Source organism: Crenalkalicoccus roseus (genome assembly GCF_004761865.1).
GTDB classification, from domain to species: Bacteria; Pseudomonadota; Alphaproteobacteria; order Acetobacterales; family Acetobacteraceae; genus Crenalkalicoccus; species Crenalkalicoccus roseus.
In genome coordinates this window covers 65,218-80,591 of record NZ_SJDM01000007.1, presented here as the reverse complement: position 1 = coordinate 80,591, position 15,374 = coordinate 65,218, and the positions used below count along the sequence as shown (strand labels likewise).

The 15,374-nt window shown below is 73.3% G+C and carries 15 protein-coding genes and 1 tRNA gene; 5 read left to right on the top strand and 11 right to left on the bottom strand.

The window, feature by feature from the left end; translation table 11 throughout:
• The first annotated feature begins 8 nt into the window (after positions 1–8).
• Positions 9–203 (top strand): hypothetical protein, encoded by a 195-nt coding sequence (locus tag ET526_RS08475; protein ID WP_135467257.1) that lies wholly within the window; start codon positions 9–11, stop codon positions 201–203.
• A 75-nt stretch (positions 204–278) separates the two neighbouring features.
• On the top strand, positions 279–1,379 hold the full coding sequence (locus ET526_RS08470; protein ID WP_135467256.1) for a hypothetical protein: 1,101 nt from the start codon (positions 279–281) through the stop codon (positions 1,377–1,379).
• A gap of 15 nt (positions 1,380–1,394) precedes the next feature.
• On the opposite strand, the gene ET526_RS08465 is transcribed toward ET526_RS08470, so the two are convergent.
• From ET526_RS08465 to ET526_RS08440, 6 genes are all read right to left on the bottom strand, one after another.
• Positions 1,395–2,450 carry a 2-oxoacid:ferredoxin oxidoreductase subunit beta gene (locus tag ET526_RS08465; protein WP_135467255.1) on the bottom strand — a complete coding sequence of 352 codons (1,056 nt, stop codon included), beginning with the start codon at positions 2,448–2,450 and terminating at the stop codon, positions 1,395–1,397.
• Positions 2,447–4,288 carry a 2-oxoacid:acceptor oxidoreductase subunit alpha gene (locus ET526_RS08460; protein WP_135467254.1) on the bottom strand — a complete coding sequence of 614 codons (1,842 nt, stop codon included), beginning with the start codon at positions 4,286–4,288 and terminating at the stop codon, positions 2,447–2,449. Before ET526_RS08460 ends, ET526_RS08465 begins: the two co-directional genes overlap by 4 nt.
• Positions 4,273–6,078 carry an FAD-dependent oxidoreductase gene (locus tag ET526_RS08455; RefSeq protein WP_135467253.1) on the bottom strand — a complete coding sequence of 602 codons (1,806 nt, stop codon included), beginning with the start codon at positions 6,076–6,078 and terminating at the stop codon, positions 4,273–4,275. Before ET526_RS08455 ends, ET526_RS08460 begins: the two co-directional genes overlap by 16 nt.
• A 182-nt stretch (positions 6,079–6,260) precedes the next feature.
• Positions 6,261–7,112 (bottom strand): bifunctional 5,10-methylenetetrahydrofolate dehydrogenase/5,10-methenyltetrahydrofolate cyclohydrolase, encoded by an 852-nt coding sequence (locus tag ET526_RS08450; RefSeq protein WP_135467252.1) that lies wholly within the window; start codon positions 7,110–7,112, stop codon positions 6,261–6,263.
• The gene (locus ET526_RS08445; protein WP_135467251.1) at positions 7,109–7,414 is read right to left on the bottom strand and encodes a DUF167 domain-containing protein; all 306 of its coding nucleotides are present in this window, start codon (positions 7,412–7,414) and stop codon (positions 7,109–7,111) included. Before ET526_RS08445 ends, ET526_RS08450 begins: the two co-directional genes overlap by 4 nt.
• On the bottom strand, positions 7,411–7,722 hold the full coding sequence (locus ET526_RS08440; RefSeq protein WP_135467250.1) for a YggT family protein: 312 nt from the start codon (positions 7,720–7,722) through the stop codon (positions 7,411–7,413). The genes ET526_RS08445 and ET526_RS08440 overlap by 4 nt, the downstream gene beginning before the upstream one ends.
• A gap of 144 nt (positions 7,723–7,866) precedes the next feature.
• On the opposite strand from ET526_RS08440, the gene ET526_RS08435 reads away from it, so the two are divergent.
• Positions 7,867–7,942, top strand: a tRNA-Ala gene (locus tag ET526_RS08435).
• A gap of 27 nt (positions 7,943–7,969) precedes the next feature.
• Here the strand turns inward: ET526_RS08435 and ET526_RS08430 are convergent.
• Both ET526_RS08430 and mgtE read right to left on the bottom strand, forming a co-directional pair.
• Positions 7,970–8,683 (bottom strand): MgtC/SapB family protein, encoded by a 714-nt coding sequence (locus ET526_RS08430; RefSeq protein ID WP_135467249.1) that lies wholly within the window; start codon positions 8,681–8,683, stop codon positions 7,970–7,972.
• A gap of 32 nt (positions 8,684–8,715) precedes the next feature.
• Entirely contained in the window at positions 8,716–10,035 is a 1,320-nt protein-coding gene (gene mgtE, locus ET526_RS08425) for a magnesium transporter (RefSeq protein WP_135467248.1), read from the bottom strand.
• Positions 10,036–10,499: 464 nt separating this feature from the next.
• Here mgtE and crcB point away from each other — a divergent pair, with 464 nt between their 5' ends.
• On the top strand, positions 10,500–10,892 hold the full coding sequence (gene crcB / locus ET526_RS08420) for a fluoride efflux transporter CrcB (protein ID WP_135467247.1): 393 nt from the start codon (positions 10,500–10,502) through the stop codon (positions 10,890–10,892).
• Positions 10,893–10,897: 5 nt separating this feature from the next.
• Positions 10,898–11,311: a fluoride efflux transporter FluC gene (locus tag ET526_RS08415; RefSeq protein WP_135467246.1), complete on the top strand. Its 414-nt coding sequence runs from the start codon at positions 10,898–10,900 to the stop codon at positions 11,309–11,311.
• Between the two features lie 28 nt (positions 11,312–11,339).
• Here the strand turns inward: ET526_RS08415 and ET526_RS08410 are convergent, their stop codons facing one another.
• Genes ET526_RS08410 through ET526_RS08400 form a run of 3 tightly spaced genes read right to left on the bottom strand, consistent with a single transcriptional unit; the run spans position 11,340 to position 15,357 of the window.
• Complete coding sequence (locus ET526_RS08410; RefSeq protein ID WP_135467245.1) at positions 11,340–12,287, bottom strand: 3-hydroxyacyl-CoA dehydrogenase NAD-binding domain-containing protein; 948 nt, start codon at positions 12,285–12,287, stop codon at positions 11,340–11,342.
• Complete coding sequence (locus tag ET526_RS08405) at positions 12,284–13,573, bottom strand: thiolase family protein (protein ID WP_135467244.1); 1,290 nt, start codon at positions 13,571–13,573, stop codon at positions 12,284–12,286. Before ET526_RS08405 ends, ET526_RS08410 begins: the two co-directional genes overlap by 4 nt.
• Positions 13,570–15,357 carry an AMP-binding protein gene (locus ET526_RS08400; RefSeq protein WP_158295526.1) on the bottom strand — a complete coding sequence of 596 codons (1,788 nt, stop codon included), beginning with the start codon at positions 15,355–15,357 and terminating at the stop codon, positions 13,570–13,572. Before ET526_RS08400 ends, ET526_RS08405 begins: the two co-directional genes overlap by 4 nt.
• Positions 15,358–15,374 lie beyond the last annotated feature (17 nt).

The window sequence follows — 15,374 nt, the reverse complement described above, 5'->3', positions numbered from 1 at the left end:
GCGGCACCGTGGCGCCCCTTGATGGCGGGCAGATCAAGCGCTCCCGCGCCTCGCTCATCGGCGGGGCGGCGGTGGCGGTCGGCGTGTTCGCGCTATGGCTCGCGATCGCCCGCGAGCTTGCCGCCGACGGGACCGGCGCCGCCCTGCTCGGCGCCATCGTGTCCAGCCTGATCGGCCTCTGGATCTGGCGTGCGGATCTTTAGAGCAGCTCCCGTTCAGGTGGCCTCACCCGTTCGAGTGATTCCGCCTGAACGGGATCTGCTCTAGGCTCCGGCCGGATGGAGCATGATGCGCGCTTTCCGGCGCCCGCTGCGCCGGCAGGGGAGGCGACCGGCACATCGCGCCTGCTGGGGGTACCGCTGCCGCGGGGCTGGTCAGTCATCGGGCGCTGTCGGCAGGGCGCCGCGCCCCCGGCGGATGGGCCGACCGGCTGCCATGTCCTGGCACATCCCGACATCGGGATCGCCCTGCTGGATCTCGCGCCGGATGTGACGCCGAACGCCGAGGCGCGGCTGCGGCGCCTGCTCGCCGCCTCCGGTTTCCGCGACCTGTTCCCCGGCACCTTGCCGGTCTGGCACACCCGCCTGGAGCCAGCCCAGCTCCGGCGCCTGCCCTGGCTGCTCGAGGAGGCCTTTGCCTCCCTCGCCCCGCTGACCCTGACCGGCGGGGGCGCGTGGCCCGTGGCGGTGCGGGAGGCGTTGGACGCCGATCCCGCTTGGCAGGCGGCGGGGCGCGAGAGGCAGACAGCACCCAGGGCGAAGGCGCCGCTTCCGGCCATGGCCTGGGAGGGACCGGCCCGCAGGGATCACGGCATCCTGCGTGGCGTGGCGCGGGGCGTCCTGCTGGGGCTGGGTTTCTGCACGGTGTTCCTGCTTGGTGTCGCCGCCGGGCTTCAGCTCGGCTTCTGGCCGGTCGAGGACGACCCGCCGGAGATGGCGGGGCCGGCTCCGGCGCCCTTGCCGCCCCGGGAGGCCCCGGCCGCGCCGTTCATCCTGCCCGTGGCTCCGGAGGCCGGGCCGTCCGGCACGGCGCTGCCGCCTGCTCCCGCAGTAGGCCCCGCAGCTATCGCTGGGGAAGGGCCGGCCGGCAATGGCTGGCAGTGGCCCGCAATGGCTCCCGACGCGGCGGCCCTCGGGGCGGATCGCGGCGACGGCATTCCCGCCGCCGAGGCCACCCCGCCGGAGGATCCGTCCATCGCGGAGGCCGTGCCACCACCGCCCGAGGCGATGCCGCCGCCGCCCGCGCGGCCGGCACCGCGCCGGGGCCTCACCTACGACCGCCGCTGCCTGGATGCCATGTTCCGCTGGCAACAGGGCGAGCGGCTGAGCGCGGCGGAGATGGCCTATCTCCGCGAGGGCTGCGCCACGACCGGGCGCTGACGCGGCCGCGGCGCGTCAGCGCAGCGCGTCGTTGATCGCCTCCAGCGCCTTCGCGCCGGGGCAGAGCGCCGCGTCGTCCAGGCGGTTCAGCGGCAATTCCACCGTGCCGAGATGATCGTGCAGATCCTCGGCCTCCGGTTCGAGATAGAGCAGGCCGGTGACGATCTCGCCCGCCGCCTTGCGCTCCTGCAGGTAGTTCATCGCGGCGATCCGATCGGCGGGGTCGTAGCCGGAGGCGAGCTTGCGCAGGCGCAGCACGGTGCCGTCATGCTGCACCACCTCCTGCACCGTGCCCGGTGCGTAGTCGGCGGTGAGCGCGGCGCGGCCGAGGATCACGTCGAGCCGGTTCACCGCCTCGTTGTGCTCCCGGACATAGTCGTAGCTCTTGGTCGAGCCCTCGTGGTTGTTGAAGGCGACGCAGGGGGAGATGCAGTCGATGAAGGCGGCACCCTTGTGCCGCAGCGCCCCCTTGATCAGCCCGACGAGCTGCTCCTTGTCGCCGGAGAAGCCGCGCGCGACGTAGGTGGCGCCGAGCTGCAGCGCCAGCGCCACCAGGTCTATCGCCTCGTCGGTGTTGATGGCGCCCTTCTTTGCCTTCGACCCTTTGTCGGAGGTGGCGCTGAACTGGCCCTTGGTCAGGCCGTACACGCCGTTGTTCTCGACGATGTAGGTCATGTTCACGCCACGGCGCATGATGTGCGCGAACTGGCCGAGGCCGATCGAGGCGCTGTCGCCATCGCCCGAGACGCCGAGATAGATCAGCTCGCGGTTCGCCAGGTTGGCGCCGGTCAGCACCGAGGGCATGCGGCCATGCACGGAGTTGAAGCCGTGGCTCGCGCCGAGGAAGTAGTCCGGCGTCTTGGAGGAGCAGCCGATGCCGGAGAGCTTGGCGACGCGGTGCGGCTCGATCGAGAGCTCCCAGCAGGCCTGGATGATGGCGGCGCTGATCGAGTCGTGGCCGCAGCCGGCGCAGAGGGTGCTGATCGAGCCTTCATAGTCCCGGCGCGTGTAGCCGAGCGCGTTGGTCGGCAGCTTCGGGTGGTGCAGCTTGGGCTTGGGAAGGAAGCTCATTCGGCGGCGACCTCGTGCAGGGGGCCGATCCTCAGCCCCTGGACCTTCTCGGCGATGGCGCGGCGGATGAAGCGCGCGGTGATCGGCGTGCCGTCATAGTGCAGCACCGGGACGAGCTTCGCGGGATCCACATTGCCCTCGACCATCAGCAGGGTGCGGAGCTGGGCGTCGCGGTTCTGCTCGACGACGAAGACGCGGTCATGGCGGGCGATGAAGTCCATGACGTCGTCGTGGAAGGGGAAGGCGCGGATGCGCAGCGCGTCGAGCCGCACCCCGTCGCCCTGCAGCGCCGCCAGCGCCTCACGCATGGCGGCGCCGGTGGAGCCGTAATGGATCACGCCGAGGCGGGTGGGCTCGGCGGCGCGGGTTTCGACGGGTCGCGGCACCCAGGATTTCGCCGTGGCGAATTTGCGGAGCAGCCGCTCCATGTTGTCCACATAGGCGGGCCCCGCCTCGGTGTACTTGGCGAAGCGGTCGCGCGAGGTGCCGCGGGTGAAGAAGGCGCCCTTGGAGGGGTGCGTGCCGGGATAGGTGCGGTAGGGAATGCCGTCCCCGTCCACGTCCAGGTAGCGGCCGAAGGTGGTGCCGGCGTCCAGCATCTCCGCGGTCATGACCTTGCCGCGGTCCATGCGCCGGCCGTCGTCCCAGCGGAAGGGCTCGCACAGCCAATCGTTCATGCCGATGTCGAGGTCGAGCAGCACGAAGACCGGGGTCTGGAACCGGTCGGCGAGGTCCATCGCCGCGGCGCCGAACTCGAAGCATTCGTGCGGATCCTCGGGGAACAGCACGATGTGCTTGGTGTCGCCGTGGCTGGCGTAGGCGGCCGCCAGCACGTCCGACTGCTGGGTGCGCGTCGGCATGCCGGTCGAGGGGCCGGCCCGCTGCACGTCGAACACCACCGCCGGGATCTCGGCGAAATAGGCGAGGCCCAGGAACTCTTGCATCAGCGAGATGCCGGGGCCGGAGGTGCAGGTGAAGGCCCGTGCCCCGTTCCAGGCGGCGCCGATGACGATGCCGATGCTGGCGAGCTCGTCCTCCGCCTGGACGATGGCGTAGCGCTTCCTCCCCGTCTCCCCGTCGGTGCGGTGGCGGCGGCACCAGCGCTCGAAGGCCTCGGCGAGCGAGGTGGAGGGGGTGATGGGATACCAGGCGCAGACCGTGGCGCCGCCATAGACGGCGCCGAGCGCGGCGGCGCTGTTGCCGTCCACGTAGATGCGACGCCCCACGGCATCCATGCGCCGGAGCTGCAGGCCGATCGGCCGGAGATGCGCCAGCGCCCAGTCGCGCCCCATGTGGAAGGCGGCGCGGTTGGAGGCGTTGAGCTTCTCCTTGCCGCGGTACTGCTCGCCGAGCAGGGCCTCCACCACCTCCGGCTCCAGGCCGATCAGCGCGGAGAGCGCGCCGATGTACATGATGTTCTTGAAGAGCTGCCGCTGCCGCGGGTCGGAGTAGGCGGCGTTGCAGATCTCCGTCAGCGGCACGCCGATGACATGGATGTCGTCGCGGAACCTGGAGCGCGGCAGCGGCTTGGTGGAGTCGTAGAACAGGTAGCCGCCCGGCTCGATCTCGGCCACGTCGCGGTCCCAGGTCTGCGGGTTCATCGCGACCATCAGGTCCACCCCGCCGCGCCGCCCGAGATGCCCCTCGCCGCTGACCCGCACCTCGAACCAGGTCGGCAGGCCCTGGATGTTGGAGGGGAAGATGTTGCGCGAGGCGATGGGTATGCCCATGCGCAGGATGGCCTTGGCGAACAGGCCGTTGGCGCTGGCCGAGCCGGATCCGTTGACGTTGGCGAATTTGACGACGAAGTCGTTCACAGCGGTCAGCGGCTCCGGCATGCCGCGCCCTCCCTCATCGTGTAGGTCTTGGCCGTGTTCAGCAGGAATTTCTGCATGTCCCAGGCGCCGGTCGGGCAGCGCTCGGCGCACATCCCGCAGTGCAGGCAGACATCCTCGTCCTTCACCATCACGCGGCCGGTCTTCAGCCCGTCCTGCACGTAGAGCGGCTGGGAGAGGTTCTCCGCCGGCGCCTTCAGACGGATGCGCAGCTCCTCCTCCGGCCCGTCTTCCGTGAAGGTGATGCAGTCCACCGGACAGATGTCCACGCAGGCGTCGCACTCGATGCAGAGGCGCGCGGTGAACACGGTCTGCACGTCGCAGTTCAGGCAGCGCTGCGCCTCCTTGAAGGCGAGCTCCCTGTCGTAGCCGAGCTCGACCTCGGCCGTGATGTCGCGCAACGCCACCGTGGGATCGCGATGCGGCACCTTGTAGCGCAGGTCCAGCGACACGTCGTTGTCGTAGGACCATTCGTGGATGCCCATCTTCTGGCTGGACATCCTCACATGCGGCGGCGGGCGGTCCCGTACCGCCTCGCCGCGGCAGAAGCGGTCGATGGAGACTGCCGCCTCGTGGCCGTGCGCCACCGCCCAGATGATGTTCTTCGGGCCGAAGGCGGCGTCGCCTCCGAAGAAGACGCGCGGATTGGTGGACTGCAGCGATGCCTCGTCGAGGCGCGGCAGCCCCCAGCGGTCGAACTCGATGCCGATGTCCCGCTCGATCCAGGGAAAGGCGTTCTCCTGTCCGATCGCCACCAGCACGTCGTCGCACTCGAAGAAGGCATCGGGCTCGCCGGTCGGCACCAGGCTGCGGCGCCCCTTTGCGTCGTACTCCGCCTTCACCTTCTCGAAGGTCATGCCGACGAGCTGGCCGTCCCGGTGCACGAAGCTCCTCGGCACGAGGTAGTTGAGGATCGGGATGCCCTCGGCCATCGCGTCCTCCTTCTCCCAGGGGGACGCCTTCATCTCCTCGAAGCCGGAGCGGACGATCACCTTCACGTCCTCCCCGCCGAGGCGGCGTGCGGAGCGGCAGCAATCCATCGCCGTGTTGCCGCCGCCGAGCACGATTACGCGCCGGCCGATGGACTTCACGTGGCCGAAGGAGACGGAGGAGAGCCAGTCGATGCCGATGTGGATGTTCGCCGCCGCCTCGCGCCGCCCGGGGATGTCGAGGTCGCGCCCGCGCGGCGCCCCGCAGCCGACGAAGACCGCATCGTAGCCCTCCTCGAGCAGCGCCTTCATGCTGTTCACGCGGGTGCGGTAGCGCGTCTCGATGTTGCCGCGGTCCAGGATGTAGCCACACTCCTCGTCGATCACCGATTCCGGCAGGCGGAAGCGCGGGATCTGGGTGCGGATGAAGCCGCCGGGCTTGTCCTGCTCGTCGAACACCGTCACGCGGTAGCCGAGCAGCGCCAGGTCGCGCGCCACCGTCAGGCTGGCCGGGCCGGCGCCGACGCAGGCGACGCGCCGGCCGTTCCAGGCGGCCGGCACCTCCGGCAGGCGGGCGGCGATGTCGTCCTTGTTGTCGGCGGCGACGCGCTTGAGGCGGCAGATCGCCACCGGCTCCTCCTCCACCCGCCCGCGGCGGCAGGCCGGCTCGCAGGGGCGGTCGCAGGTGCGGCCGAGGATCCCGGGAAAGACGTTGGAGTGCCAGTTCACCATGTAGGCGTCGGTGTACCGGCCCGCCGCGATCAGGCGGATATATTCCGGCACCGGCGTGTGGGCGGGGCACGCCCACTGGCAGTCCACCACCCTGTGGAAGTAGTCGGGGTTGGAGATGTCGGTCGGCTTCACGCGGACGCTTCCATTATGTTGTCTCGTTGCGGTGTGCCCGGCGAGGCCGGCCCGGCCCGCTGCCAGGGGCGGGGCGGTTCCGGCGGCTGGCGGAACGGCCTCGCCCATGGCGGTTGCGGGAAGATTGCCCCATCGGGCGGGGGGCTGCAACGGAGGGAGGGATGCCCTTCGGGGCGCGGGGTTCAGCCCCCGCCCCGCCGCGCCAGCGCCGCCTGCAGGGTGTTCTCCAGCAGGCAGGCGATGGTCATGGGGCCGACCCCGCCGGGCACCGGGGTGATGGCGCCGGCCCGGGTCACGGCCTCGGCGAAGGCGACATCGCCCACCAGGCGGCCGTCGGCCCCGCGGGTGATGCCGACATCGATCACCACGGCGTCCTCGGCGATCCAGTCCCCGCGCACCATCGCCGCCCGCCCTACCGCCGCGACCAGGATCTCCGCCCGCCGGCACTCGGCGGCGAGGTCCCGGGTGCGGGAATGCGCCACCGTCACCGTGCAGTCGGCGGCCAGGAGGAGCTGCGCCATGGGCCGCCCGACGATGCGGGAGCGGCCGAGCACCAGGGCCCGTGCCCCGGGCAGCGCCGCCCCGGCCTCGCGCAGGAGGTGCATCACCCCCTTGGGCGTGCAGGGCAGCAGCCCCCCCGTCTCCCCGGAGGCGAGCCGCCCGGCGTTCAGCGGGTGGAAGCCGTCCACGTCCTTGGCCGGGTCCAGGGCGTCGATCACCGCCTCCGGGCGGATCTGCGGCGGCAGGGGAAGCTGCACCAGGATGCCGTCCACCGCCGGATCGGCATTCAGCGCCGCCAGCTCCGCGAGCAGGGCCGCCTCCGAAATGCCGGCCGGGAGGTGGAGGGTGGCGCTGTCGAAGCCGGCCGCCGCGGCGGCGCGGTCCTTGTTGCGGACATAGACGCCGCTCGCCGGATCGTCCCCGACGCGAATCACGCGCAAGCCGGGCCGGAAGGACAGGCCGGCGACGCGCCGCGCCACCTCCTCCCGCAGCCGCTGCGCCACCGCCTTGCCGTCGATGATCCGCGCCGTCATCCGAGCCCCTCAAGCCGGGCGGCGAGCACGGAGGGGTCCCCCGCCGCCGCCAGCGTCTTCTCGCGCGACTTGGCGCCGCCCGAGACCCGCACCGCCGTGGGGGCGAGGCCAAGAGCGCGCGCCAGTACCGCGCAGGCGGCGCGGTTCGCCTGCCCGTTCTCGGGCGCCTCGGCCACCGCTAGGCGGAGGCGTGGCCCGTCCGCCGAGGGCACGACCCCCTCCACTCCGTTGCGCCCCGCGCGCGGCCGCACCTTCACCCGCACCAGCACCCCGTCCGCCTCTGCCCGCCAGAAGGCGCTCAAAAATACACCCCCGCCGCCAGCATGTAGTTCCGCACGGCGCGGAGCAGGAGCTGCCCCGCCGAGATCAGCAGCAGCACGACGAGCGGCGAGAGATCGATCGCGCCGAAACGCGGCATGTAGCGGCGCACCCGGTGGAACATCGGTTCGGTGACGCGGTAGAGGAAGTCCGCGATCATCCAGACGAATCGGTTGCGGGTGTCGAGGACGTTGAAGTTCACCAGCAGGTGGACGATCACCGCCAGGATCACGGCCCACCAGAGGAGGTCGAGCACGGCCCCCGCCAGGAAGAACACCACGTCCAGGAACATCGCCCTGCCCACCCCCGCCGCAAACGCCGGCGCAACCTAGTGGCGGGAACGCCCCTGGACAAGCAGCGACGCGCCTTGACTTCCCCGCGCCGCGGGGGCATCTAGCGCGCCCTGCGGGCACCCGACCCGCGGCGCCGGTGGCGCGGGGCTGTAGCTCAGTTGGGAGAGCGCGTCGTTCGCAATGACGAGGTCAGGGGTTCGATTCCCCTCAGCTCCACCACCCCTCTCCAGACCATGACCCGAAGGATCAGCCGGCGGAGGGCGGGTTCTCCTCCGCCCAGCCGGCGCGGCTGACCGAGGGCTCGAGGCTGAGCCGCCCGACGATGCCCTCGAGCAGCGCCTCGGCCCGCCCCGGAGAGACCAGCTCCGCCGTCACGGCGACGCGCTCCACGCTCCCCTCGGCGGCCGGCAGATCCTCGCTGTCCAGCCGCTTCAGCCGCACTTCGCCAGCCGCGATCGCCTGCATCAGCAGGGCGCGGATATGCGCCTCGTTGGCGGCCTTGCAGGTCACCGTCACCCGGTACAGGTGCTCGATCTCCGCCCCCGCCTGGGGCTGGCGGTTGATCAGGCGCACGATGGGGCGCAGGCCGAGATTGGCGCCGACGATCAGCGCCGTCGCCACCGCCGCCGCCCCATAGGCGCCGGCGCCGCAGAACACCCCGACCCCGGCCGCGCACCACAGCGTCGCGGCGGTGTTCAGCCCGCGGATGTTCAGCCCCTCGCGCATGATCACGCCCGCGCCGAGGAAGCCGATTCCCGACACCACCTGCGCGGCGACGCGGGTCGGGCTGGCGTCGCCCGGCGTGACCAGCCCGAACACGGTGAAGCTGCAGGCGCCGATCGCGACCAGGGCATTGGTCCTGAGCCCCGCCATGCGCTGCCGCCACTGCCGCTCGCCGCCAATCAGCGCGCCGAGTGCGAGCGCCGCGGCGAGCCGCAGCGCCACCTCCTGCAGTTCCATCGCCCAGCCTCCCCGCGGCGGGACCGCCCCGTTCAGCCCACCAGCAGCGCCGAGGCGATGGCGAAGTAGATCAGCACGCCAGAGGCGTCAGCGATGGTGGTGATCAGCGGCGCGCTCGCGGTGGCGGGATCGAAGCCGAAGCGCGACAGCAGGAAGGGCAGGGAGAGGCCGACCAGGCTGCCCACCAGCACCACGCAGACCATGGTCAGCGCCACCACCACCGCGATCTCCGGCCCGCCCCGCACCAGGCCGAGGATCGAGACCGCCGCCGCCATGGTGGCGCCGAGCAGCGCCGCAACCACGACCTCCCGCCCCAGCATCCGGCCCCAGTCGGCCATGCGGGCCTCCCCGGTGGCGAGGGCGCGCACCATCAGCGTCGCCGACTGACTGCCGGCATTGCCGCCGGAGTCGATCAGCAGCGGCAGGAAGAACACCAGCGCGACATTGGCCGCGATCACGTCCTCGAAGGCGGCGATGCCCGCGCCCGAGAAGATGTTGGCGAAGACCAGGACGATCAGCCAGACGATCCGCTTGCGGTAGAGCAGGCCCGTCGTGGCCTCGCGCAGCGTGACGCCGAGGCTCGCCGAGCCGCCGGCCTTGTGGAAGTCCGTCGTCGCCTCGGCCTCGGCCACGTCCATCGCGTCGTCGGCGGTGACGATGCCGACCATCGCATCGCCGCCGTTGATCACGGGGATCGCCGGCAGGTCGTAGCGGGCGACCAGCCGCGCCGCCTCCTCCGCCGGATCCTCGGCGCGAACCGAAGGCGGGTCGGTGCGCATGATCTCGGCGACGCGCTGCCCGGCCGGGGCGAGCACCAGATCCTCGAGTGTGACGGTGCCGAGCAGGCGCCGCTGCGGCGAGAGCACGTAGGCGACGTGGATGGTCTCCTTGGAGGGGGCCTGGCGGCGCAGCGCCTCGATCGCCTCCCGCGCCGCCATCTCCGGGCGCAGCACGGCGTAGTCGCTCGTCATCACCGCCCCGGCGGTGCCCGGCGGGTAGGAGGCGAGCTTGCGGATGTCCTCGCGCTCGGCGGCGGCGAGGGCGGGCGCCAGCGCCTCCCGCGATTCCTCGGGCAGGCGCGCCCAGAAATCGGCCCGCTCATCGGCATCCATGGCGGTCAGCAGGGCCGCGAGGTCGCGCGGGGAGGCCACCTCGGCCACCGCCACCTGGGTGGCGGCCGAGAGGTAGCCGAAGGTCTCCGCCCGCCGGGCCAGCGGCAGGGCGGCCAGCACCTCCCAGGCGGCTCCGGGCTCGCGCAGGTCGAGCAGCGCGGCGAGGTCGGCGGGGTGCAGGGCGGCGGCCGCCTCGGCAGGCAGCGGCGCCTTGGCGGTCGGAAGTGTGGTGGCGCTCATGACCGTCTCCGTCCGGTTCGGGGCGCCGCCGCGGGGCGCCGGAACGGAGGCGGCGGATCGTCAGGCGATCGGCGCGCGCGGGGCCCGGCGCCGCGCGGCGGCGCGGCGTTGGTGATGCGTGCGGCTACTTCCGCTCGCCTCGTCCATCGGGCACTCCAGGGGGTTGACACGGGATGCGCGCCGGGCGGACCCGGCGCGCTTGCAGGCCATATCGCGCGAAGCGGCCGGTGGGTCAAGCCTCATGAGGCGGCGTTCATCGCCGTGTCATGAAGGGGGGTCTCCCTCCCACCCACGGCAGGGGCGTTCACCTCCCGAGGCGATCCGCCTATGCAGCCCCGTCGCAGCAGAGCAGGGTGGAGGGCACGCATGAGCAATGTCCGGCCGCGCGCCGGCGCGCACCTGGCCGGGGAGCGGCGCCGGCCGCCCGGCCGGACGCGGCTCTTCCCGCCCGGGGCCAGCGCGGCATGACGGAGCTGCTGGCGGTGGCGCTCGGCGGTGCCGCCGGGGCCTGTGCCCGCTTCTGGCTCTCGGGCCTCGTGGCGCGGCGCCTGCGCGAGATCTTTCCCTGGGGCACGCTGACGGTGAATGCCACCGGCGCGCTGGCCATCGGCCTGCTGTCCTCCGTGGCGCTGCGCCCGGAGGGGCTCGCGCCGGAGTGGCGTGGAGCCTGGCTTGCCCTCGCGGTCGGGGTTCTGGGCAGCTACACCACCGTCTCCTCCTTCAGTCTGCAGACCCTGACCCTGGCACAGGCGGGGGAAGGCCGGCGGGCCCTGCTCAACCTCCTCGCCTCCCTCGCCCTGTGCCTGGGGGCGGTGGCAGCCGGCCACCTCGCCGGCGCCCGGCTGTTCGGAGGATGAGCCGCATGGGCAGGCAGGCGGTGGTCTATGCCGCGGTAGCGGCGGGCGGCGCGCTCGGCTCGGTGGCGCGCTACCTCTGCTCGGTCGGCGCGCTGGCGCTGCTCGGCCCCGCCTTTCCCTGGGGCACGCTGCTGGTCAACGCCGCCGGCTCCTTCCTGATCGGGCTCTACGCCGCGCTGGCGGGGCCGGGGGGGCCGCTCCTCCCCTCCCCGGCCGCGCGCCACTTCGTCATGGCCGGCTTCTGCGGCGGTTTCACCACCTTCTCGATCTTCAGCCTGGAGAGCCTCCGCCTGTTCGAGGCGGGCGCGACCGGCCGCGCCGGCGTCTATGTGGCCGGATCGGCGGCCCTCTGGCTGGCCTCGGCTTGGCTCGGCCACCGCCTCGCCCGGTGGCTGCACCCCCGGGCCGGGCGGAGGTAGGGGGCAGGTCGGCCTGGCCGGTCTGCCCTCAAGGCAGGGCAGCCGCCTCCGCCTTGGCCCGCAGCAGGTCGAGCAGCAGCCGGTCGCGCTGGCGCAGCATCTCCGCCTCGTCCAGCGCCGCAAGCTCGGCGCGGGTGCCGCGGGCGATCGCCGCCTGCGCTTCCGGCGTCAGCTCGGCCTCGCCCAGCTCCCGCCACATGGCCCCGATGGAGGGGCCGATATGGGAGAGCAGGTGCTCGATCCCGCCCTCCCCGCCGGAGAGGTGGAGGTTGAGGAAGGGCCCGAGCAGCGCCCAGCGCAGCCCCGGCCCGTGCGCGATGGCCGCGTCGAGGTCGGCGACATCGGCCACCCCCTCCTGGAGCAGGAAAACCGCCTCCCGCCATAGCGCCGCCTGCAGCCGGTTGGCGATGTGGCCGCGGATCTCCTTGCGCAGCCGGATCGGCTTCTTGCCGATGGCGGCGTAGAACGCCATGGCGCGGCCAACCGCCGCCTCGGAGGTGGCCTTGCCGCCCACCACCTCCACCAGCGGGATCAGGTGCGGCGGGTTGAAGGGGTGGCCGAGCACCACCCGCTCCGGATGGTGGGCGCAGGCGGCCTGCACCTCGCTTGGCGGGATGAAGGAGGAGGAGGAGGAGAGCACCGCCTCCGCCGGCGCCGCCGCGTCCATGGCGCGGAACAGCTCGCGTTTCACCTCCAGCCGCTCCGGCCCGTTCTCCTGCACGAAGCCGGCGCCCTCCACCGCCGCCTCCGGCGTGGCGACGAAGCGCAGCCGGTCGGGCGAGGCCCCTGGCGCCAGGCCGAGCCGCTCCAGCGCAGGCCAGTGCGCGGCGACCGCGCGGCGCAGCCGCTCCTCCGCCCCCGGCGCCGGGTCGGTCGCGATGACCTCGAGGCCCCGGGCGAGGAAATTCGCCGCCCAGGACGCGCCGATGACGCCGGTGCCGACGACCGCGACGCGCCGGATGTCGGCCGTGCTCACGCGGTCTCCACCAGCAGCGCCATGCCCTGCCCGCCCCCGGCGCAGGCCCCGGCGATGGCGCGCTTCAGCCCGCGCCGGCGCAGCTCCATCATCACCGAGAGCACGCAGCGCACGCCCGTCGCCGCCAGCGGGTGGCCGAAGGCGATGGCGCCGCCGTTCACGTTGAACCGCTCGCGCGGCACGCCGAGCGCCCGGCGCACCGCCTCGACCTGCGCGCCGAAGGCCTCGTTGATCTCGAACAGGTCGATGTCCTCGACGCGAAGCCCCTGGTGGCGCAGCAGGGCGATGGTGGCCGGGACCGGGCCGATGCCCATCACCTCCGCCGGCACGCCGGCGACCGCCGAGGCGACGACGCGCCCGAGCGGCGCCGCGCCGCCCGCGGCGCCGCCGGACGCCGCCTTGCCGGTGGTGACCACCACCGCCGCCGCGCCGTCCACGATGGCGCTGCTGTTGCCGCCCGTCTGCACGCCGCCGAAGACCGGGGCGAGCTTCGCCAGCACCTCCACCGGCGTCGGGCGGATGTGGCTGTCCTGCGCCACCTCCGCCACCTTGCGCGGCAGCCTGAGGCGGCGCGGCTTCAGCCCCGGCCCCTCGAAGACCTGCTCGGTGACGGGGGCGATCTCCTCGGCGAAGCGGCCGGCGGCCTGGGCCTCCACGGCGCGGCGGAAGGTCTCGGCGGCGTAGGCGTCCACCTCCTCGCGCGTGATGCCGTGCAGCCTCGCCAGGTTCTCCGCCGTGCCGCCCATGGCGGTGCCGCAGCCGGTGTCGAGCAGCGCCTCCCACAGCATGTCCTTGAACTCGACCTGGCCGAGGCCGAAGCCGCCGCGCAGCGTGAAGGCGGCGACCGGGGCGCGGCTCATGCTCTCGGTGCCGACGCAGAGCGCGGCCTCCACCTGCCCGGTGCTGGTCAGGCGCGCACCCTGGGCGATCGCCTCGAAGCCGGTGGTGCAGAGGCGCTGCACGCCATGCGCCGGCCGGTCGTCCCGCATCCCGCTGTAGAGGCCGATGTGGCGAGCGAAGAACAGCGTGTCGTAGCTCGCCTGGATGCAGTTGCCGGCGATGGTGGTGCCGAGCCGGGCGGGATCGAGGCCGCTGCGCGCCAGCGCCGCGCGGGCGGCGTGGATGCCGAGATCGGTCGGCGAGACCTGGGCGAGCGCGCCATTGAAATCCACGAAGGGCGTGCGCGCGCCGGCGAGCACGGTGGCATCGGCATGGGTCTCGACCAGCGCGCCCTCGGCGTAGCGGGTCCAGTCGGGCGCGGTGGCGCCGGGCGAGAGGTCGTTCATGGGCGGATCACCTCCGGGTCCTGGTCGTCGTAGAGGCGCGCCAGCGCGCCGGCGCGCCGCGTGGTGATGGCGCGGACGTTGAGCGAGCCCTTGTCCGTCACCTCCCCGGCGTCGAGGGAGGGCGGCTCGGCCAGCAGCATGGCACGGGCGACGCGGCGCGACGAGCCGTCCCCCGCCGCCGCGTTCATGGCCGCGAGCGCGGCCCGCACCTCCTCGCGGAACCCCGCCTCCCCGCTCCGCGCCGGGTCGGCGGGGAAGACCAGCAGGCCGACATCGTCGCGGTCCGCCCCCACCACCACCAGGTCGCGCGCCATCCCCTGCAGGGCGGCGAGGGCGCGCAGGCGGATCTCCAGCGCGTTGATGCGGGTGCCGGAGGAGAGCTTGAAATCCTCCACCAGCCGCCCGTCGAAGCGCAGCCCCTGCGCCGGGTCGGCCTCGTCCACCCAGGTGACGGCGTCGCCGGTGCGGAAGAATCCCTCCTCGTCGAAGGCCGCGGCCGTCGCCTCCGGATCGTCGAGATAGCCCGGAAACAGGTTGGGGCCGCGCACGCGGATCTCGATCTTGCCCTCCACCGGCACGAGCTTCAGCTCGACCCCCGGCAACGGCGTGCCGATGCCCCCGGGCGGGGTGCGTTCCGTATGCGTCGTGGTGGCGGCGGGCGCCGTCTCGGTCAGCCCCCAGGAGGAGACGACCGGCACCGGCCGCGGCGCATGCCGGGCCGCGAGCGCCTGCAGGCGGCGGAACTGCGCCTCGGGCATCGCCGCCGCGGCGCTGAACACCAGGCGGAGGCGGGCGAAGAAGCGGCGGCAGAGCGCGGGATCCGCCTCCAGCGCCGGCAGCAGCAGGGCGTGGCCGCGCGGCACGTCGAAGCGCAGGGTGGGCGAGACATCGCGCAGATTGGCCAGGGTGCGCTCGAACAGGCCGGGCATCGGCCGGCCATCGTCTATCCAGAAGGTGCCGCCGAAGCGCAGCGCCATGTTCAGGTTGTGGCTGCCGCCGAAGCAGTGGCTCCAGGGCAGCCAGTCCAGGATCACCGGCGGCTCGGCGGCCAGGAAGGGCCAGACCTGGGCCATCTGCTGCTGGTTCGCGGCCATCATGCGGTGCGTGGTCAGCACCCCCTTGGGCACGCCGGTGGAGCCCGAGGTGAACAGGATCTTCACCGGCGCGTCGGGATCCGCGGCGGCGATGGCGCGCTCCAGCGCCGCCCCGGGCGCCGCCTCCAGCAGCGCGGCGAAGGGCGTGGCGCCCCCCTCCCCCGTGGCGGAGACGATCTCCGCCCCCTCCGCCTCGGGCACGGAGAGGGCGCGGGCGAAGGGCGCGGCCTCCTCGGCGAGGAGCAACGCCGGGCGCAGGCGGCCGAGGATGTGGCGCAGCTTGCCGAGGTCGCCGCTCTGCAGGCTGTAGGGCACGGAGACGGCGGCGTGGGGCACGCCGACGGCCTGGCAGGCCAGGGCGAGCAGCGCGTGCCGCACCGAATTGCCGGAGAGGATCGCCACCGGCCGCCCCGGGCCGAGACCGCGTTCCAGCAGCGCCGCGCCGAGGCGCCGCACCATCCCCGCCGCCTCGGCGTAGGTGACGCCGTGCCAGGCGCCGTCGGCGCCGCGCTCGCGCAGGAAGGGTCGGCCGGGGGCCGCTTCCGCCCAGTGCCACAGCGGGTCGGTGACGCGCGGCGGGTGCGGGGCGAGGGGCTCGCGGGCGCGGAGCCGCCAGCCGCCGCCCGGCAGGGCGACGCGCTCCACCCGGACGGGCGCGAACAGCGGCGGCGCGGCGGGCTCGGCATCCATGGCGCTTCCTCCCCCCA